The 19,699-nt window shown below is 38.0% G+C and carries 22 protein-coding genes; 3 read left to right on the forward strand and 19 right to left on the reverse strand.

What is annotated here, in order from left to right:
* The first annotated feature begins 486 nt into the window (after window positions 1-486).
* The 3 genes from AC2CZC_RS17965 (at window position 487) to lanM (ending at window position 3,973) form a co-directional block, all read left to right on the forward strand.
* A complete protein-coding gene (locus AC2CZC_RS17965) occupies window positions 487-822 on the forward strand; it encodes a hypothetical protein (protein ID WP_484582853.1) in 336 nt (111 codons plus the stop codon).
* Window positions 823-1,010: 188 nt separating this feature from the next.
* A complete protein-coding gene (locus AC2CZC_RS17970) occupies window positions 1,011-1,745 on the forward strand; it encodes a DUF4135 domain-containing protein (RefSeq protein WP_484582854.1) in 735 nt (244 codons plus the stop codon).
* Window positions 1,691-3,973, forward strand: coding sequence for a type 2 lanthipeptide synthetase LanM (gene lanM, locus AC2CZC_RS17975; protein ID WP_484584900.1), 2,283 nt, complete (start codon window positions 1,691-1,693; stop codon window positions 3,971-3,973). Before AC2CZC_RS17970 ends, lanM begins: the two co-directional genes overlap by 55 nt.
* A gap of 200 nt (window positions 3,974-4,173) precedes the next feature.
* On the opposite strand, the gene AC2CZC_RS17980 is transcribed toward lanM, so the two are convergent.
* The 19 genes from AC2CZC_RS17980 to ybiA all read right to left on the reverse strand — a co-directional run bounded on the left by AC2CZC_RS17980 (window position 4,174) and on the right by ybiA (window position 19,681).
* Window positions 4,174-4,860: an SDR family NAD(P)-dependent oxidoreductase gene (locus AC2CZC_RS17980; RefSeq protein ID WP_484582855.1), complete on the reverse strand. Its 687-nt coding sequence runs from the start codon at window positions 4,858-4,860 to the stop codon at window positions 4,174-4,176.
* Between the two features lie 352 nt (window positions 4,861-5,212).
* Window positions 5,213-5,479, reverse strand: a complete 267-nt coding sequence (locus AC2CZC_RS17985) for a DUF7674 family protein (RefSeq protein WP_484582856.1) — start codon at window positions 5,477-5,479, stop codon at window positions 5,213-5,215.
* Window positions 5,480-5,814: 335 nt separating this feature from the next.
* Complete coding sequence (locus AC2CZC_RS17990) at window positions 5,815-8,403, reverse strand: fibrinogen-like YCDxxxxGGGW domain-containing protein (RefSeq protein ID WP_484582857.1); 2,589 nt, start codon at window positions 8,401-8,403, stop codon at window positions 5,815-5,817.
* Between the two features lie 513 nt (window positions 8,404-8,916).
* The gene (locus AC2CZC_RS17995) at window positions 8,917-9,084 is read right to left on the reverse strand and encodes a hypothetical protein (protein WP_484582858.1); all 168 of its coding nucleotides are present in this window, start codon (window positions 9,082-9,084) and stop codon (window positions 8,917-8,919) included.
* Between the two features lie 370 nt (window positions 9,085-9,454).
* Window positions 9,455-9,703: a hypothetical protein gene (locus AC2CZC_RS18000; protein WP_484582859.1), complete on the reverse strand. Its 249-nt coding sequence runs from the start codon at window positions 9,701-9,703 to the stop codon at window positions 9,455-9,457.
* Between the two features lie 213 nt (window positions 9,704-9,916).
* Window positions 9,917-10,339, reverse strand: coding sequence for a HEAT repeat domain-containing protein (locus AC2CZC_RS18005; RefSeq protein ID WP_484582860.1), 423 nt, complete (start codon window positions 10,337-10,339; stop codon window positions 9,917-9,919).
* A gap of 108 nt (window positions 10,340-10,447) precedes the next feature.
* Complete coding sequence (locus AC2CZC_RS18010; RefSeq protein WP_484582861.1) at window positions 10,448-10,729, reverse strand: hypothetical protein; 282 nt, start codon at window positions 10,727-10,729, stop codon at window positions 10,448-10,450.
* A 61-nt stretch (window positions 10,730-10,790) separates the two neighbouring features.
* On the reverse strand, window positions 10,791-11,180 hold the full coding sequence (locus AC2CZC_RS18015) for a hypothetical protein (RefSeq protein ID WP_484582862.1): 390 nt from the start codon (window positions 11,178-11,180) through the stop codon (window positions 10,791-10,793).
* A 54-nt stretch (window positions 11,181-11,234) separates the two neighbouring features.
* Entirely contained in the window at window positions 11,235-11,756 is a 522-nt protein-coding gene (locus AC2CZC_RS18020) for a hypothetical protein (protein ID WP_484582863.1), read from the reverse strand.
* Between the two features lie 47 nt (window positions 11,757-11,803).
* Window positions 11,804-11,926, reverse strand: coding sequence for a hypothetical protein (locus AC2CZC_RS18025; RefSeq protein WP_484582864.1), 123 nt, complete (start codon window positions 11,924-11,926; stop codon window positions 11,804-11,806).
* Window positions 11,927-12,025: 99 nt separating this feature from the next.
* Entirely contained in the window at window positions 12,026-13,054 is a 1,029-nt protein-coding gene (locus AC2CZC_RS18030; RefSeq protein ID WP_484582865.1) for an alpha/beta fold hydrolase, read from the reverse strand.
* 117 nt (window positions 13,055-13,171) lie between these two features.
* Window positions 13,172-13,510, reverse strand: a complete 339-nt coding sequence (locus AC2CZC_RS18035; protein ID WP_484582866.1) for a DUF6404 family protein — start codon at window positions 13,508-13,510, stop codon at window positions 13,172-13,174.
* A gap of 691 nt (window positions 13,511-14,201) precedes the next feature.
* The gene (locus AC2CZC_RS18040) at window positions 14,202-14,822 is read right to left on the reverse strand and encodes a hypothetical protein (RefSeq protein WP_484582867.1); all 621 of its coding nucleotides are present in this window, start codon (window positions 14,820-14,822) and stop codon (window positions 14,202-14,204) included.
* 427 nt (window positions 14,823-15,249) lie between these two features.
* The gene (locus tag AC2CZC_RS18045) at window positions 15,250-15,726 is read right to left on the reverse strand and encodes a hypothetical protein (RefSeq protein WP_484582868.1); all 477 of its coding nucleotides are present in this window, start codon (window positions 15,724-15,726) and stop codon (window positions 15,250-15,252) included.
* Between the two features lie 387 nt (window positions 15,727-16,113).
* Entirely contained in the window at window positions 16,114-16,944 is an 831-nt protein-coding gene (locus tag AC2CZC_RS18050) for an alpha/beta hydrolase (protein ID WP_484582869.1), read from the reverse strand.
* A gap of 444 nt (window positions 16,945-17,388) precedes the next feature.
* The gene (locus tag AC2CZC_RS18055; protein WP_484582870.1) at window positions 17,389-17,820 is read right to left on the reverse strand and encodes a hydrogenase; all 432 of its coding nucleotides are present in this window, start codon (window positions 17,818-17,820) and stop codon (window positions 17,389-17,391) included.
* Between the two features lie 175 nt (window positions 17,821-17,995).
* Window positions 17,996-18,589: a Crp/Fnr family transcriptional regulator gene (locus tag AC2CZC_RS18060; RefSeq protein WP_484582871.1), complete on the reverse strand. Its 594-nt coding sequence runs from the start codon at window positions 18,587-18,589 to the stop codon at window positions 17,996-17,998.
* A gap of 241 nt (window positions 18,590-18,830) precedes the next feature.
* Window positions 18,831-19,139: a hypothetical protein gene (locus tag AC2CZC_RS18065; RefSeq protein WP_484582872.1), complete on the reverse strand. Its 309-nt coding sequence runs from the start codon at window positions 19,137-19,139 to the stop codon at window positions 18,831-18,833.
* Window positions 19,140-19,234: 95 nt separating this feature from the next.
* Window positions 19,235-19,681: a riboflavin biosynthesis intermediates N-glycosidase gene (gene ybiA / locus AC2CZC_RS18070; RefSeq protein WP_484582873.1), complete on the reverse strand. Its 447-nt coding sequence runs from the start codon at window positions 19,679-19,681 to the stop codon at window positions 19,235-19,237.
* Window positions 19,682-19,699 lie beyond the last annotated feature (18 nt).

Here is a 19,699-nt window from a genome sequence, read left to right on the forward strand (position 1 = left end):
CAAAACGAATGACGAAAAGGAGAAGTGCTGGATAGCGCAGAATACTGCTGGGTATGGCTGCCAGTCACCTTCAGCAACCGACACGGCAAAACGCGAACCAAATTTGTAGGCATAACCTCTCCTTGAAAATTTCAATTAGACTTTAATTGAATAATAAGGAACTAAGTTTAGTAACAAATCGAAAACAATCCATTACAGATTATTACGCGAAATGCGAACATTGATTTTCGAAAAAAGATTGTAACTAACTAAAACCAGAAATTGCATTTAAAAGGCGCCGGGACAGTCAAGTTCACTCCTCCTTAAAACCAATATAAATGGTTAAATCACACGCGTAATCTAGATGTAATATCTTTTTTTAATTATCTGGTTATTTTTTATATGTGACTTAAAAAACATACTAAGTTACACCATTCCATTAACAGTAAATTTTATTTACGAGTTATATGGCGTATTTATCTTATTAATAACTTATGGAGAAGATTTATGAAACAAGTACATGGCACTGTTGCAATTTCTGCTTTGGATCGCGTTAAATTAGAGACGGCAGTAAATCAATCTTTGAGAGAAGAAATGCTCAAAAACCCCATCGAAACACTTAAGAAGCATGGCGTTGATGTTCCTGATGGCGTAGAGATTAATGTTGCCCAAGATACAACCGGCTCACATACTATCGTTTTACCACCATTTGTTGGCACTGATACAGCAAAAGAATCAATACAAAATACAACAGCAAATGCAGCCTCTACGTGGGAGTGTACTACTTGTACACCAACTTCACCCATTTGCGCCGGCTCTTTAGCCTCATTAACTTGCGCATAATTAAAAGAAGCACCTAGCCAACCGGTGCTCTATCGAGTGTAGAGTATAAGGTGCAATTTTATAATGTAAATCTGGGCATGTAATATTATATACGCGCATGCCCATCATATATAAATATGACAAAGTAAAACTTAATAAAACCAACATTATATTTTTAAAATCAAAGCCTAACTTTGAATGGATGCATCATGAACTCAACAATTGATACCAATGATTCTAAAATTAATATTGAATCGCAAGCTTTAGAGCCTTACGCGATCAGTATAGATGAAGCCAATACTTTACTTACAACTCCTTTTATTCCCGAAATATATAAGCCTTTGAAGGATAAAGCTTCAAAGCGACTAAAAAATATAACAAAGGAAAATCTACCTGAGTCTTTAAAAAAAGATTTTATTGAATGCTTCATACAGAGCATTGCAAAAATCCTGAACCCTTTATTGATACAACGGTTTTCTGCTTTCCGCTTGGTATCAAACCCTTTATGGCGACCAACTGTATGCCCTCCAGGTAAACACCCTTTTGGTTTAAGTGCACCACGACAGATGCTAGATGCATATATTAAATGGGAAAAAGAGCAAGAGCTTCTAGATTTCGGTGGACCATATCCTGAGTTAGCAAGACTCATTTCAGTTTCTCTCGAAAACTGGCAAAACTTAGTAACTGAAATACTCAATAGGACACATGCTCATAGCAAAGAAATAGCTAATGTTTTAAACATAGACATTGAAGACTTAGCACCGTTAAGTAATGCCTCTTTTGGCATTTCAGACCCTCATAATAACGGCAGAACAGCCGCTATTTTATCTTTTGGTAAAGACAAAATAACGGCAGAACAGCCGCTATTTTATCTTTTGGTAAAGACAAAATCCTTTACAAACCTCGCTCTTTACAGCCTGAAATATTCTTTTCATCTGTACTGAAAACTGTCGCTAACGCCTCATGCGATTTACCCTACTACGAACCAAAAATTATCGACTGTAAAGACTATGGATTTATGGAGTTCATAGAGCACAACTCATGTAATGACATACAGAGCATTGAGCGCAGCTATAAACGTTTTGGGATACTTACAGCTGTGGCACACGCATTAGGTTGCTGTGACCTTCATCACGAAAATATTATATCAATGGGCGAATATCCAATCGTTGTAGACGCCGAACCGTTATTTAGATCGCGCCTCGGCTTGTCAAATTTCGGAGAAAACCGGCTAAAATTCGAACGAAGCCTATCAATAGATGGACTTGATGCGAGAGAATCTGTACTTGAGCTTGGTATTTTACCCATGCGACTACAATCTATAATTCGCAATAAGAGTGAAGAGTCTACCGGGGAATATGAAATCGGTGGGCTGGCCGCATATCTAAAAGCGCCACGAAAAGATCTCTTACCATGTGGTATTGACTCAGATAATTTACAATTCTCTCATCATGCAGTAATTGCCAAGAACTTTCCTAATTTGCCACATATTTCTAAAAAGCCGTACTTTGCTCAGCAATTTACCGAGCAAGTTATTGAAGGCTTTGAAATTGCGCACAACTTCATTTGCAGCAATAAGGAGGCTATTCTTAACCAAGATAGTCTTTCATTCGATGTTAGACATACACCAATCAGACTGCTAGCAAGACCAACTATGGACTACTCGAATTTTCTCGGGCGCTCATATGCTCCAGAATTACTTGATTCGACCAGCAAAAGAAAAGAGTTTATTAAATCAGACTTGCAAGTAGCAACAGGCTTGCGTTTCGATGCAATTGAAGAAGCTATTCCGTTAGAAGTAGAGTCCATGTTTAATGGCGACATTCCAAAATTTGAACTCAAAGCTAATGGCTGCGATTGCTGCCTAAAATTACATGCATCACCATTAAATGCTGCAAAGCAACGCCTTTCACAAATTGATAGTTTTGATAAAAACTTACAAAGCGCAGCTATCCGAGAATCATTGGCTCTCAGACATGAGACATTAGTAAAGACAGTAAAAAGCAGTGACCATAAAAAAAATGCATTAAACTTTGTTCAAGCGATAGTAGAGTCAGCACAAAGCTTTGAAGGCACCAAGCACTGGGTATACGCTAGCTACTTACCGGGTTTAGGTGCGACCATGAATCACGCTGATATCGAATCACTCTATGAAGGTGCTGCTGGCACAGCCATCATTGTTGCCGAAGCAGGAAAAGTAGCTGATAACCCAGAGTGGAAATCTATTGCTGCGGGTATTTTTAGTCCACTTCTAGCCGGCACGACCCCAAAAAGTATTTCTCGCTCTGGTGGATTAGCGCGAGGGTTAGGCGGGTTAGTATTCTCCTTAATTAGAGTCTCAGAAGCGACAGATAGCCCAGAATTATTGAGATTGGCTGGATCTTACCTAGAGAATTACGGAGCAAAGCTTGCTCTGGAGCATGGCTTAGATGAAATGCTATATGGCAGAGCTGGGTTGCTATTAGCTTGCATAGCTTACCTCAAAAGGCACAAATCGAACAAAATTGAAAAAGTTGCTGAACTTGCAGCGAATACGCTAATTAAAAAAGCACAGCCTTACAAATCAGGTGTCGCTTGGCCACTGTCAAATAGAGCAGCTATGAGCAATGTAAGCCACGGGAATAGCGGCATAGCTATGGCCTTGGCTCGTTGGGCTCAATATTCTGGCCGCAGCGATTCTGCACACTGTGCCCTTGCAGCTCTGCGTGCAGAAGATGATTTCTGGAGTGATAAAGAGAAAGGCTGGATAGATGCTAGGACAATCGGTTCATCTCCTTTATCACAAACTAACTGGGCTTGGTGCAACGGCAGATCAGGTGCTCTTTTAGCACGTACAGCTATATCTGATTCGTTATCAAACAGTTCACCCTTAGATCATTTAAAACTAGCTTTATCTGCAGAGGTATCTGATGTATTAACTGATATGCATCCTGGATTATGCTGTGGTACACCTGGCATTTATGATGCTTTGGAACCTATGCACAAGCACATTAAAAACAGCACTTTATCTTCACACCTTCAAAAAGCGACAGAGATACTCAGGACTAAAGCTCTATCAAGCCATTACTCGACACAAATGCCATCTTTATTTTCTGGATCTGGTGGGCTTGCTTTCGCGCAACTAAGAGCGGCTTACCCTGATCAAATCAATTCATTACTATGGTTTGATTAACCAAGACTCACTGTTATTAACTTTTTCAAATAAAAATGAATATCCGCTGAGTCATATAACAATATATTACTCAGCGTATATTCATTAAGATTCAATTATAACAACATAAGATATTACTCAACATTAAAAACAGCGAGTTTAAATCACTATATATTTAACCGCCCTTGGCAACATTTACTAAGCAAATAATGTTTAAAAAGTTAACCGCTATATTTTTGAGTAAGCGTTATATCTCCAATATCTGTGTGGATATTTGATTGCATAACAAAGTCGACCGTTCTCACAACATCCTCTATCGGTATTGGAATAAGGCCCGCAAATTCTCCAGAATGAATATCTGCCAATACTTCATCAGTTCCCACCAAGCCTGGGTTTATTGCTGTGAATCCAATACCTTCATTTTTATACCCAATTCGCAATGAATGCACAGCACCTCGTAATCCGAATTTAGAGGCGGAATATGCAACCTCAGACGTTGTAGAAATATCGAGACCAGATGTAGCACCTATAAATATGGCCCTTGGGTTTTCAGATTTTCTGAAACTAGGTAGGAGGCCCTTAACAAGTTCTATGGGGGCTATCTGATTAACATTGATTATATTTTGTGTTTCAGAATAAGGACTTGCTTCAAAGTTATAGTCTTGAGTAAAGGCATTCTCTTCCCAAATTCCCCCCATATACAACAGAGCATCGATGCTAAGGTGGGATGTTGCTTCAAGCACTTTTTGTATACCAGCAATATGAGAAATATCGGCTTCAATCCATTGGCCAACACTGGATGGCGTGCGCGAAACAGAAATCACATTATCTCCTTGCGCGTTATAAAATTGTGCAACCGCTAAGCCAATCCCTCTGCTTGCCCCCACGACTAGTAAATTTCGTTTCATACCACTCTATCCTTTTTATTAGTCAATAATGATTCCTACTGAATTGCAACCTTGTCCTGTATAGTTAATGACAGTTCTCACTTTCATGCTTGCTTCAGAAATTACTTAATTTCGGCTCTGGTAAAAGACTTTTGTCAGCTAAACTCACAACGTTAATTAGTTATATGAAGTCTTCATTTTGATGCCTACTAAGTAAATTCAAGGAAAAAACCTCAAATACGTTTAATCATGATGTTGAAAGCCTATGATTTCTGCTCCCAAAATACACCTATATCGTGCCAATACTTCTTTGAAATAGGACCAGCCACTTCTCAAAAGGTTCGTAACTAAACGTTTTATGCGACGCAATATTTTAAATATCCTCAAACAATCCTACTATTATGAGCGTTTTAGCTTCGTCTTCAGTTTTCACTAATATCGACTCAACAGCATCAAATATTGCTTCAAAATCGCTTGTTTGACCTAGCTCATACTGCTCTACCAGGTAATCAGCAACAACATTAATATCATTGTAATCCCCTGCAACACTATCGCCCAAAAAAGCTTGATGTTCCAACCATTTATCTGCAATTAAAGAACATTTTGATACAATTAGCTCAACAGCTTGATTGGAAGTCATATTTTTCCTAATACATAATGTCTGAGATAAACAGCAAAAATAATTGGCTATACCTTATAAAGTACAAACTCTTCTTACTAGTTTCTTTTTCCAATAGGGGGGAGTGGTGGTGGAGCTTTTTCAGGTCTTGTGCCATCAAATTAATTCGGGACTTCAAGTAGTTAAACTTTAATTCGCTCGCTCATAGCATGGCCGAAATAGCCAAATACTTTACATAGGCGTTTTTGTGACATTCACCGTCAAAATTCTATATATGGAGGTTCAGGGCTACGTTCGTTTAATAAAAAACGCTCAAAGCACAAGCTGTATAGTTACAGCTTGTGCTTTGCACTAATTTATCTCACGAAAATATAGGTCGTTTGCTCAACAGCAAGAGTCGATATATTTGTATCTTTATAGATACTCTTATCATGTGTATAAATATTATGATAATTTAGCATTGAATAGTCTAAGCCAGTTCCTGAACATCCTGAACTTTCATGCCAAAATAGTCTAAATTGATTTTCTCCAGTTTGATTCGGCACACGGCCCAACGTATCAACTAAAGGCATGCAATTTGCGTTTTGCAATTGAGCGACGTCAGCGATAGCGTATACGCCTACATCTCGCATATTCATCATCAACTCCTGACTATTCGCCTTCATATATTGCCAATGTGTATCAGGCAGATGGTAGTTGTCATCAAAGGAAGTGATGTTGTTTGTTTCCGTAAACAACACATCAAAGTTATTGATGTGATCATATGGTTTATTCGGTACATATCGGATCCCTACTAAAGTCCAACCACCACCTTTTGTTTCCATGTCACAGTATGTAGTAAAGGGTGCAATATCACCGCTACCATCTGGATCTATTTGGAAAAAGCCTGAACCAGATTGTGGGTTTTCAGACTGGATTGTGCGACAACTAGAACCCTGAGAATCTACTGGACCTTGCTGCTCAGATTGAACAAAGAACCCATAATATTCCATCTCATCAATTTGAACATAATCACTCGAGCCATGTGTATTTGTAACGTGTAATCTAAAATGTTTTGCAAACGCAGCATTATTCAAGGTGACGTGCGCAGTACCCTGTTCCATTACAATATGTTCATGGTCTACGAAATTAATGCCATCATCCGAAATTTGAAGTATGACGTCTTTAGGCGTTCTCGGAGAAAACTCAGCATGTTGGGTTGATACTTGGGTTTTAAATCCAGTGACTACCGCTTTTTTACCAAAGTTGACCTGCAACCACTCATTGTTATTTGTTGGGGCCAACCAAATACCGTTAGTGACTATATTACCTGCGTCAGGGTTCACTTTTGCACCTGGATCTGTGTAGTAAAGGTGACCATCAAAAGCGCCCGCCGGGCTAAATTGATTTACCGTGCCACTGGCTGTATAACTATGGGGCTGTAATCCATTGCTATATATCAGCGCAATATTATCATTTTGGCCCGTTGTGTCACCCGGTATAGTTGGTCTTGACGCATCAAGGTTTTGCATATCACAAAAATACGCTACGGCCACCTCACCACCAGGGCCATCTGTGTCAATTTGGTACACACCACTTTTTGCATTTGGATGATTAGACAATACATCTGCACAACTTCTGCCATCACTAGGGTAAACATCTTTATTTAGTGTGTTTATCATAGCCAGTAGATGATCATACTTTTGCTTTAATTCTGTATATTGAGAATCAGAGTATGCTTTTGTTACTAGGTGATTTGACTCGATTGGATCATTAGCAATTGCATTACCAATTACTTCAAGTGCTGCATTTGGAGTGACGGTGCCTACCCCAACGCTGACGTTTGTAGTCACTGCTGATGCACTATCCTGCCAGTGAGATGTACCTGGTATACCTTGAATCCCCTGAACACCTTGGATACCCTGCAGTCCTTGTGGCCCAGTTAACCCGGTCGCCCCTATTGGTCCCTCCGGACCTCTATCCCCTTGAACCCCTTGAGGGCCTTGAATTCCCTGGGGGCCAGCTGTGCCCGTCTCGCCTTGTGATCCTTTAAATTCATTCCAAATAGTGCCATCACAAATAAATACGAGACGCTCAATACTGTTATAGTACATTGACCCTTCATGTGCTGAATCGCATATCAACGGGGCTGTATTCTGTGGCACTAATCTAAGCGCGCTTTCTATTTCAACATTGCCAGTAAATCGATGTTGGAATATATGAGGGAAGCTTGTAGGGTCAGTTGGATCTGTACCAGCTAAAAATTCATCGTGATTGGACACTTTGTCATTATCAAAATCAAAAGATGAGTCAAGCGGGTCATTCGGGTTAAGTCCATAATTGACCTCCCAAGCATCGAGCATACCATCCTGATCTGAATCAGTGTTTTTTGGTAATATTGTGACAGATACATTATCAAAATCGATAAAGCTTACTTGTGTATCATTGTTTTCAAGTACCAAAAAAAGATTAGCATTTAAATCTGCCAAGTACTGATGTGTCGCGGCGTCGGGTTTAAACTCTACATCTAATTGAGTAAACGCCCCCTTTGTAAGCGACGTGTTCGGCGTAATATCCAACGTATGGTTATCTACACGAAGTCCAATTTTGAAATTGAATGCATCAGCATTTTCTCGCCAACCTAAGTTTAGACGCACTCTATAGTTTGAGTTCAAATCTAACGGTACACCTAAATCTTGCATCATCATAGATTGAGGTCCAGCAAAACCAATATTGTTGATTTCAGATTCGTTTGAGTAATGCACCAGAGAAGGGTTTAGAATACCAGCGTCACCGGCACCAGAAAAAATCCAGTGATCAGCTGTCATACTTGTCTCTGATTCCATTAACCCCTGCGCGCTAAAGTCCCCATTTAAAATAAGCTCTTGAGATTGTACTACTGAGCTAGAAACACCAAGCATCATTGCTACCCACTTGGCTACAGACTTTGTTTTCAATTTTCTCATTTATGATTTCCATTTTTATTGGGTATTTTCGCAAGCCTAACACAGAAGATTTTCCGACAAAATTATACAAAATCACGAATTTAACACCGCAATCAAAGTGTTTAGGTATTTATAACTTCAAAGAAGTTAATGAATTTAATATTCTGTGGAGATCAGAATGTAAGTCCCTGTGCATTCAAAAAACAGCTATGTGCAACTTTATCTTTCTTTATAGTCTGGTTGACCATGTCTAAAGCAATCAAACGTACATAAACCACGACCTATGAAATATCAGTCCTTACTTTCTATCATCAAGACAAAAAACAATAGATTCAGACCGTTAAATTAAAACCAGTGAAAATTAAAAACGCAAAAATCAGTCAGGACAAGCAATCTTGATATTTAACCATCGAGACTGGTGTAAAGTTTCGTGATTACTTAATATGTATCGAAAAAGCGTCTACTACGCTTTGGCGAAGAGTAACTGATATATAAAATATGATTCAAAACCTAGCTAAGGTTGCAAACCGGACTTTAACCCGAGCGCTCTCCCCTGAAAAGATAGCAACCATTAGCAGCATACCAAACAATCACCAAGCTCACTTCTTCACTGGATGAGAATCCCTTTAAATCAGACTTAGCGTCTGCTGGAGAAGTTAATACTACGCCCAGTATACGTTCACTTTTAAAGTACGCTTTCAACGCAACTGTTTGATAGTCATTCGCAAACCTTTCGGTAAAGGTAGTTTCGCCTAGCTGAAAGCTTCATGAGTCTGATCAAATTGTTAGCTAGCACTTTTAAGAAGAGCAATCAGCCTGATATTTTTAACCCGAGTTAATTGCTTGTTAGGTAATAGTCGACTCATCCGTTATCAGGCTACAAATATCGTGAAGCTTACTGAAATAAACTAGTGCCTCTCCATCCAAATATTTCAATATATCAGCAAGTTTAACTTTCGAATCGTACCGCAGAGAACTCCATCCATAATTTTATTAACCCCCTCACTCCCATATTATCTCCAAACATTAAGCGGCGAAAGTAGTTAGCTATTATTGTTAACGAACTAAATTGTTATTCGTCTGAGTTGATTGGTTTACTAGATATACTTTTCCAACAGCTGCCGCTTGAAATTCTTTGAGTGTGGCTAAGGTTATTTTTTATAAACTCTATTGTTTCAGCTTTGCTTTCTGGAAGAGCAGGTTCTTCATGGTAGCCACTTCCACAATATCTAAAGCCGGCTTCCCAAAGTAACATTGCTGACTGCCACCCATTTTTATCTGATTGTTTTGGTGCGCGAAAGTTGCGACCTAAAAAAGCCATTCTACGACCACAATTGGGACAATTGTGCACAACCTCTGAATCTACTTGCCAAGTGGACCCCGTATTTGACTCTTTAGTTGCTCGCCTTTTGAATGCTACTCGACAATCAAAACATGCAAATTTGTAAAGAAATTTCATGAATACCTAACGCTAACCATAAATGGTACAAAATAGCAGGCTAAACCAAGCGAAAAATGAGTGCAAGTTGGCTGTTTAGCGCCCGCTGCTTTTGCTTGTTAGTGCTCTAAGTTTATCCAAAGCCAATTCCCTAACAACTTGCCAAGAATCATTACTTAGTACCTGCAAAACCGCTACGGTCACTTTTCTATTATTTACAAGCGCATGCCTAACAGACTCATCTTTATCTTTTGCTAACTGCAGCATAATTGATTCAGGAATTTTCCTTTTACGAGCCACCATTCCACGGACTTTTGGGGCATTATCTACCGCCAGCTTTTCAAGTATTGCAACTGGTACAGTTTTGTTGTGCGCTACCCAAACGGCTAAGTCTGGATACTTCACGAGAACCTCTTCCCATATTTGCATAGGCGCCTCGTCATGAGCGGCGCGAAAATATTCGTCTTGAGCTTCGCTTTCTCTAAGCCTTTTGAATTCTTCAGCTGACTCTATCATCATGTACTGTCCTAATGCTCACCAAACCGGCAAAATAACTGGCTTAAGTTAGCACGGCGTAGGAAAGCAAGCCAAGTATTTCGAGCCATTGGTTTTTAAGCATAATATGTTTTATTTAGACCAAACAACTCGCGTAACGTTGCACGATTTTTTGTCAATTATAGCTCTTGGGTATTCTTTAGGCTGCGCTTTAAATACTTGCTGCTTTCTCAACAAAAGCCAAATACCATCGTGCTCTTCAATTGTGAAAATCCCTATGTGATGCTTATATTCAGGATACTTTTCATAAATAGCGCTAAATCCATTTTTAATAGCCGCATCTTTGTCACACGCATGACTAAAAATAGGTATAACGATAAAAGTTAATATTAAAAACCTAGTATTTTTACACATAAAACCTAATAATATTATCTATGACCGTTGCAGTATGCTTGTGTCCTCGAGATTGGCTTTATTAATGCCATGGTAATTTTACTACTTGTTTCGGTTGAACGGGGATCAGACAATGACACTCTAGTTCTGGTTCAAAGTACACTTCATAGGTAATTAAGCCAACTGCGACAAACGGTAAAATAATAAACCAAGCACAAAATAAGAATACAATCAGATCATCTCTAACTTTTTGTAACTTTGAACGCTCGTCTAAATTAAGCTTTTCGTTATAGCACTCTTTATTTTCCAAGTTTACGATTACGTTCTCTGTACAAGAGTAATGACATTCGACGGTGCAAGAATCATTTAAAGCTTGATCAATAGCGCACTTTAACTTTTCTAGACCCTCCCTATTTCCAGTGAGCGGTTCGCCTGCGAAAATATCACTATTAATCCATGGTTCTTTACTCATAACTTCCTTCTAGTTTTCTATTGCCCCTCGTTTGATTGGCTTGGAAGGTGTTTTTTAGCCAACTTCTCCATGCGAGATCCCAATAATTTTAAAGTTTCCATTTTCTTTAATAAGATAGTAAGACAAATGAACGTAGTCGTCTTTAACGTCTAGTTCAACTAAATAAACGATCTTATGCCTTACTTTAAAATTATGCCTGACATTAGCACTTATTCTGTAAGGCTTATCGTATTCATAAACGTTTGACCAATTCAATATCCATTTATGATCATCATTATTTATACAACTAAAATCTGAACACTTTTCAATATAATTGATTATTTCCCGAGCAGAATCAATAGGTATTGTAGATTCGACTTTTACTCCAGAATAAACTCTGTACTTTGAATGGGGCTGGTAAGTTGAACAAGCAACCAAGTTAAGAGTAAAAATAAAAACGATTGTTCTAAACATCATTACACACCTAGCGCCTTTAGCAGAGTAAACTCTCAAAACCTTTTCTAAACCCCATGTTTGAAAAGCAATAGAAGAAACATTTTCTTTATATACATCAAATACAACCACATCATCCTGCACCAGTTTTACGCTTACGGAGCAGTTATAAAATGGTGAGTGGGTAAAGATTAAGCTAGCTCCATATCGTACTGCATAATAAATGAAAATAGCCCTTCAACATGGCTGTACTCTTCAGAGTAACCAAAGCCTCTTTCAAAAAAATCCAATTCATCTGGGTATTCATAATTCAAGTAAAGAGCCCTTATCATTGAACTTGCACATAATACCGCGCTTATTCGGCGAAAATATAGCAGACTAAATTAACTACAAAATACGCACACGACAAGCACTTATTCTACCCTGCCTTTAACTTCAGAAATAACTACCCCCACTGCATGAATTACTTCGGTTGGCTTTTCAAATTGTATGTAATGCGATGTATTATGAAATAGCTTCAAATGACTATTAGGTGACCATGATGCTTGATCATTGAACATAAATCGATCTTGCGCCATAACTGCTGGAACGATATCGCGATTTAAACCTGCATTAGCAAGTTGTCGATCTGACATTTCTGTATAGTTAACAATATTACCTAAAACAAACATAGGTCTATCACCAAAGTTTCTTAATGAACTAACTTGCTTTAACCCACTTGAATAATTTGAAATCTCCTGAGATAAAGTGTAACCAGATGGAGGTAAAAAGGCTTTCACAGCTTCTGAATGGTTATTTAATTGATTCGGAAAAGAGGAATGTGTTTGATTATTTATAATGCGAGTTAAACCCGTTATATCCATGATTGGTTTAGATGCTTGATAAGCTGCATTTTTTAAAAGTATCATTAATGGCATTTCAATATCTTGGACCAAATCCATCTGCTCTGGGTGAGGTGAATCGATAAACACAACACCAGCAACCTTTTCACTAAAAAGCTCAGTGAACTTTGTAATATAAGGGCCACCAAATGAATGACCCACCATGATATATGGAGGTTTTTCGTTCAATATAACAAGGGCTTTATTTAAATCACTTGCGATATCTTGCATCAAATTGCTTGTATGAAACCTTGGCTCGCTCCACATAATACCCGCACGATCATAAGCACAGGTTCTCGTTATTTTCGCTAGTTCGTCATGCACTGCTGACCAACTCAATGAGCCTAAAGTATCCAGACCAGATTCAAGAATAACAATTGGGCTCCCCTCGCCTCGACAGTCGATGTGCAAAAAGCGTGAACCTATATCAACCAAAGAACCTTGAGGTTTATATTGTGCAAGAGCATTATTTCGGGAAACTTGTTCATAAACCATACCGGTACTAAGAACTAACAATATAAATACACATAAACTTACTATTATTTTTTTTCTTGATAACAAGGGTAAGTACCTGTTCTTGATTGAGTTATGTAACGCCCATATTAGATGTGGACAACATCTTGATAATAACGAACAAACGATAATCACACGTTTGAGGTTACTATTTGTGTTTCTTCGCTATAACTCCTCCCAAGCGCTTAACTTATACTTTTTGGCACTATTACTATAATAAGCTGCTGTACATAGCCCTAATATCGAACCACTCAACATACTAAAAGTACAAATTGTCGCGATTGAAGCGTCACCTAAATGCCAAAATCCTAATAAAAACCATATAGGTGAAAACCAAGCTGTGGCTATCAAAAAATTCGATGAAAACTTGTTATAGTGAAACGGAATAATTTCAACACCAACTTTTCTTAGCAGTTTATAAGGCAGTGGCATTGCGTTAGCTTTGTGAACGTTTGCTTTTTCTAGCTCAATTAGCGCAGCTTCAAGCTTTTTCGAATACGGCATATATCCCTCCTAAACGCAAATTTTGCTAAATTCGTCTAATTTTTAAAATAAACTTATTAAGCGACACTTACACCAAAAAGTAACTAAGCAAGCTATTAGCGGCCCTGCACTGCTGTGGCTTACAATACGAATTTATCACCACAGCTTAAAATGAGTTCTTCCTGCATTCCCTCATGTGTAAGAATCACTCTTTTTTTTAACGCTTCAGACACGTTTTCGAGAAACGCCAACAAGGCTACAAAACCCTCTTCATTAAGTATATCGTGAGGAGATAAATCTAGCTCAATTTCATTCTCTATGAAGAAATGGCAATTTAGTTGAATGCTTTCATTTAGCCATATAAAAAGAGTTGTTGGCTCTATTTCTTGTAGCTCTTTGATTAGGTTAAAATTATCAGTAATTCATGAGATTTACCACCATGATAGAATTCGAGTTTATATTTTGAAGATTTTACGTAATGAATAAAGCTATTCCATTGCGTAACCGTGATATTTTCAATATAAATATCTCTAAGGCTACCATCAGTTTCAAACTCTTCTTTTAATTCACACCATTGATTCATGATAATCTGAAAACTAACCTTGCGATTTATATAACGCCGAAAGTAATCGACTGAGTATAGGTTGCTACACTTACAAGGAACGAGCAGAGCCAACTGTTTTTGCTCCTTAAAGTAACTTATTAGCCATAATTAATGATGAGAAATAAGATACCAATTATCCTCAACGTGCTTTATTTCCGTTGCATCAGCTTCATTTAGATCACGAAACTTTTCAGGTAAACCACCGCTTGGAGCATACAGGTAACCCGAGTAATTATCTAAAAGTCCTCTAAAAGTAAAAAATAAAATATAAGTTAAGCCTTCATGGTTTTCGACCACAATATCATTACCACCACGAGAAAGACCAAAGTGCTCCTCACCTAAGTTAATCAAAGAAGAATTATGTGAGACATTTGGCTTCAGCTTCCCATTTAAGACCTGGGCTACCACTAATTCACGCTGTTCTTTATTAGATATGAAATCTGCCTTTAACCATAGCATTGTAAATGGAACATACGTTACCAGAAGAAATGCGATTACCTGAATACCTATTGGAGCAGCACTTTTTAGCCCTATACCTTTAAGCTTCAATAAACAAGTTAAACTAGAAATAACACAGCAGAGGAAGAATCCCCATACTGCACCAAACAGCGGCATCATAAGAAAAACAGTTACTATATCTACCAATGACCATTGAAATGCAGATAATAAAATCAGCAAGATCGAGCTGATAATGGCAAGGTTAAATCTCCATTTAATTTCGCTAAACACGATACTACTCCATAAGGACTAACAAATGATATGGGCTCAAAACCACTTAGCTACCATGTGCATGAATGATATTAAAAAACGAGGATGGCCCATATGTCTTCAATTTAAATTATTGGCATCGAATTAGCCAAGTCTGTTTTTAGTATCCACGGAGTGGATAAGCATAGCAAGTGTAAAATTCATAAAATTATTATACTAAACAATCCATTAACTGAGGTTCTAAGTCAGCAAACGATAATTATTGTCACACTTTTTAATGAAAGTACTGACCTGTTCGTACTAGCGGCAAAAATTATAATAACGATGCCTAAGCCTTTGTGACATCACAATACGACCAAATATTTGGCATGTCCTAATATAAAGCCACGGAGCAGCAAGGTAATATGACTTTCAATAAAGCTCCACAAGGCTTGAGCAAAGCTGACTACTATTTGCCTGCGTTTACCACCCTATGATATGAACATTTATTCAAATGCCCCCCAATTAATACACAAGGGATAAGCAATAAAAGAACTAAATATGAGGCTAAACCTTCATTAAAATTAAAAACAGTAAATAACACTTGTGGTAACAGACCAACGCCAGCAACCATTTTGACATTCATACTCTTGGTGTCTTCATAGGTTCTCGCTGCGATATAGCCCGCGAGAAGAGTATAAATAATGCCAATTGGGACGTATAGCATTGCGATATAGTCTGCACTATATTGCTGAAAATTCTCAGTGCCAAAACGATTTACCAAGTAATTCATAAGGCCTAAAGTTACAAATTGCCCAAAAACCAAAATACCCAACCCTCTACCGATAGCGGCTGGAGCTGAAGGCAATTTACCTTTTATACATTCGTTCAATGACTTGTAAAGTAAGTAGATTGCAACTATGGCAATGTAATCAAAATACTGCAAATGGTTCACCTTGTTAATATAAGCTTGGGTTGCTGTAAAGTATCGTTTTTAGTGGTCCAGCCGAGTGCCGAATGTTGATAAACTTGCTACATACTGATACCAAGTTTAAATTTAGTTCTTGTGGTTTACTATCATTTAGTCCCCATAAGTAAGCTTTTTTCGGGCTGACTTTAGCTGTACAACCGCCCACTCAATCTGACCCGAACTACAATAGCATTTCGTTACCCTGCGCATGCCCTTGAAGTACAGCTGTAACTCGAGGTGCAGGATAAGTGTACAACGTAGAATGCCAACTTGACTCGTCAGCTTTAACAAACGCGAGTATATCATCAATGGTTTCTGTAAAAACCACATCAACTGTTAATTATCCCTGTTCGCTTATTGCCACTACTTTCTAAATAACCAATACAAGCCCTGAGTTGCCGCAGTTGGAAATGCAGTTTCATGGTTGGCACCCTGTATAGTTAATAATTTAATTTCCACATTTGGAAAGTGCTCACCCGATAGCTTAGATACCAACTTTTGCGCGCCAGTCACCATGTCATGTCTTGGTGAGTCATATTTAGGCGTTTCCCTTTCTCCAACTGCAATAAATATCTTATGTGCATTTACATTGTGCTTGGGTTTAATACTAAGTATATCGCTGTTCATAAACCACACAGAAGGACTGCCTAAAATGTAATTTGTGAACATGTCGGGCTTGGTAAGAAATATATACGCACCAAGTAAGCCACCCAAAGAGTTGCCAACGTATGTACGCGAATTGTTAACGCGATAATGAGATTTCATGTATGGGAATATTACATTCTCGATAAAATTAGCATGTTGAAGCGCCTGTCCTGTTTCAAGCTTCCAGCTATGGTCTTTTTTGTGCGTAAAATCACGAATGCGACTTGAAGGCCCTTTAGAACCTTTTGAATATGAAATTCCAACAATGATCGCCTCCTCCATTTTGCCTGTATTCATTGGGAATCGAGTGGCACCAGACACTATTTGAAAGCTGTACAAGGCATCCGTTAAATAAATGACCGGATATGATTTGTTATGGTCGCGCCCATATGAAGCGGGTAATTTTACAAATATTGGGTAAACTCTTTTAGAAATAGGATCTTTTATGTCTATCACACGACTTCTTGGGATCTCAAAAGCGTTGATACTTTGAGCATTAACTAACTGGCTAAAACTTAGTAAAATAAATATGAATGGTAAAAATTTCACCAAAACTCCTTTTCTTATAATAGCTCAAAACGAAGCAATAAGATTATTGTTGTACTTTATCTATTTTTTATTTTTCTTTTGGATTACTACCGACGAAAAATGCAGCAGTAAAAAGCAATGACACTATTAACTGTACAGTAAAACTGGAAAAATAGCTTTCTTTAGTCAAATGGGCTAACAGGTTCCAAATTCCCATATTAATAAGGAAGGCAACTATACTCCCCCCGATTTTGTGTTGAAACCTAAAGAAGGAAAAATCCTCAACACATAACTTATACCTTTCAGTTAACTTCATTTCTCTCTCACTTTTATTTTTTAACTAATGCATTTGGTACTAATGCGTATAGCAAACGTAATTATAAATAGTACTCTCATCGTTTTTATACATTACCCTTAGTCAAGTGAGCGTAACAATGTCGCGCTCAAACTTCAGCAATATTATGACTACCAAACAATTGGTAGCATCCCAATCGTCAATAATGTACAGGTAATGAGTGATAGAATTGAGCCTAAACGAACCAAAATCGTCACTGTATGCTCTGTGGCGATAGAAGCCGAAAAGCCATCGCCGGCGATTGGCAACGCTTTACTTGCACCGGTTACTGATGCAACCGTTATACCTAGCCAAATGAGTATGAACCCAAACGCACAACCATAAGCTGTAAATATTTCTAGAGATATAGGAAGATCAACTAATGACCAGACAATACCAAAGATCATGAGCGCCATTGCGCACTGGACAGCAGTTAAATGACCAGAAAGCGCCATTCTTGAATTTTTGACAGCTGGGATTAAAGCACCTTGAATTAAACCAACTAGAAAAAAGGCCACACCAATAAAAATGAGCTCCGAGCCAATTTGAGTAAATTCAATCATAACAGTCCCCATGCTTGCTTAACGCAAGACCCACTACTGGTGCTACTTATATGACAACTTATAACAATATAAACTTCGGCGCTTTGTTCTTGGTGTTTTTTTGATTTTTGAAAGATATTCATCGTTTACCTCCTTTGAAAAAACATATGGTAAGTAACGGAACACCTGAATTCATTCACCTAGATTCATTTTTCAACTTACTCAACGTCTGAGGAGCGACACCAAGATAAGAGGCAATATGGTACGACTTAATTTGACTAAAGATGAAAGGATACTCATCCAGCAGACGCGAATACCTTTGGGCTGCGCTCTCTGACATAAGAGAAAGAACACGTTTGTATGTTGCAGAATAATAGGTGTTATGTAGCCATATTCTCGCTAGCGTCTCCCATTTTTTTTCTTGTGATATAAACTTATCTAGCTCTTTTAAGGATGCCACATAAAAAACCGAGTCTTCCAAAACTTCAAAATTGAGCATGGAGCCAGTTTTTTCATAAAAACTGACACTGTCATCCATAAAGTGGTTTAAACCATGTTTGCTTTTGCCACGAAAATAGAGCTGCCACGTATGTTCTTTACCATTCATATCAACTAGGTAAGACCTAGCTAAGCCACCTTTGATAAACCAAATCTCACTAAATACTTCGCCAGCGTGATGTACTGTCGTGCCTTTTTTGACATGCTTTATGTCAAAAAGATCGCAAGCATGACTCCACTCCTCATCATTGATAGGAACGTAATGTTCAATCATTTTTCTAAAGTATTTCATAGAACTCAGTTATTATTTTTATAAAGCGCTAAACTAAACGATACAAAACTTTTTGGTTAACATGAACAATTAAGCGCGTTTTTATCTCTCTTTGATTGATATTTCATGTTTTCTGATACTTAGAAGCTATAAATAGAATATACAGCTTGCTAGAAGCCTAAAAAATACGAATATCACTATGCTCGTCGCTCGGGCAATTAGCGGGTTTTAGTACTTCTTAAAACGTTAAATCTAAAGACTGTCACGCACTTTCCCACACAGTCAGTGTATCCACAACGTCACCATCATCAAATTGGCGTTCAAAATTATCTAAAGAGAACCCGTGCAAAACTTTTTCAAGACAAAGGAGTGTAGGTTTAATACCAATTGCTTGCGAGTGCACGACAATATTGTTGCCATCAATATCTATGAATGACCATATTCCAATAAAGCCAACTACTGCGTGATAGCTGTATTCAATCTTACACAGCTTTGAAACTGTTATCTTTTCGGTTCTTCCAAAGTGGTACCTTCGTAAGATGCCATGTTTATATCGAACAATTTCAAACATAAAACACCATGCCATTTTCAAAACGGCTAAAAAATTACGTCACCGAATAACTAGACGAAACAACTAGGTAAAACGACAAAAGCCGCAGCCGTTTTTTAAACATTAGATTCTTTTATTTCAGCTCTAAGTTGCATTAGTAGGACACCGAGTCTGTTTTTACCCTTTCCATTAGAACCAATACCCCAATATTTATCATAGGGTGAATTTTCAACTAACTCTTTTTTACCTGTACCCAACAAAATATTCTTAAGTTCTGGGTCCTTAAATTTCTCTCTTAGTCCCTTAAGCATTATCTCTTCTTTAACCAAATCCCAGTCTTGCCGAATAGGGATAGCTCTAGATTGGCCTAAATCTTTAGCCTGTTTTGGTGAACCACAATTTAGGATCTTATCGAATTGAGGTGTGCCCTCAAACTTCATAGCTTGAAAATAATGTTCCATTGTACGCCACTTATTTCCATCCAATACAAAGCCATAACCAGCAAAATTTGATAACTGAAAGTATTTGTCCTCTCTATTAAAGAAGTAGATCACCTTAGCCATCGGTTAAGCACCTGCTTG

This window comes from Pseudoalteromonas sp. MMG033 (genome assembly GCF_057197785.1).

Coding starts and splice junctions, on each gene's coding strand:
- AC2CZC_RS17965 (WP_484582853.1), top strand. CDS start 487: ATGAAACAAGTACATGGCACTGTTGCAATTTCTGCTTTGGATCGCGTT.
- AC2CZC_RS17970 (WP_484582854.1), top strand. CDS start 1,011: ATGAACTCAACAATTGATACCAATGATTCTAAAATTAATATTGAATCG.
- AC2CZC_RS17980 (WP_484582855.1), bottom strand. CDS start 4,860: ATGAAACGAAATTTACTAGTCGTGGGGGCAAGCAGAGGGATTGGCTTA.
- AC2CZC_RS17985 (WP_484582856.1), bottom strand. CDS start 5,479: ATGACTTCCAATCAAGCTGTTGAGCTAATTGTATCAAAATGTTCTTTA.
- AC2CZC_RS17990 (WP_484582857.1), bottom strand. CDS start 8,403: ATGAGAAAATTGAAAACAAAGTCTGTAGCCAAGTGGGTAGCAATGATG.
- AC2CZC_RS18000 (WP_484582859.1), bottom strand. CDS start 9,703: ATGGCTTTTTTAGGTCGCAACTTTCGCGCACCAAAACAATCAGATAAA.
- AC2CZC_RS18005 (WP_484582860.1), bottom strand. CDS start 10,339: ATGATGATAGAGTCAGCTGAAGAATTCAAAAGGCTTAGAGAAAGCGAA.
- AC2CZC_RS18010 (WP_484582861.1), bottom strand. CDS start 10,729: ATGTGTAAAAATACTAGGTTTTTAATATTAACTTTTATCGTTATACCT.
- AC2CZC_RS18015 (WP_484582862.1), bottom strand. CDS start 11,180: ATGAGTAAAGAACCATGGATTAATAGTGATATTTTCGCAGGCGAACCG.
- AC2CZC_RS18035 (WP_484582866.1), bottom strand. CDS start 13,510: ATGCCGTATTCGAAAAAGCTTGAAGCTGCGCTAATTGAGCTAGAAAAA.
- AC2CZC_RS18055 (WP_484582870.1), bottom strand. CDS start 17,820: ATGATTGAATTTACTCAAATTGGCTCGGAGCTCATTTTTATTGGTGTG.
- AC2CZC_RS18060 (WP_484582871.1), bottom strand. CDS start 18,589: ATGAAATACTTTAGAAAAATGATTGAACATTACGTTCCTATCAATGAT.
- AC2CZC_RS18065 (WP_484582872.1), bottom strand. CDS start 19,139: ATGTTTGAAATTGTTCGATATAAACATGGCATCTTACGAAGGTACCAC.
- ybiA (WP_484582873.1), bottom strand. CDS start 19,681: ATGGCTAAGGTGATCTACTTCTTTAATAGAGAGGACAAATACTTTCAG.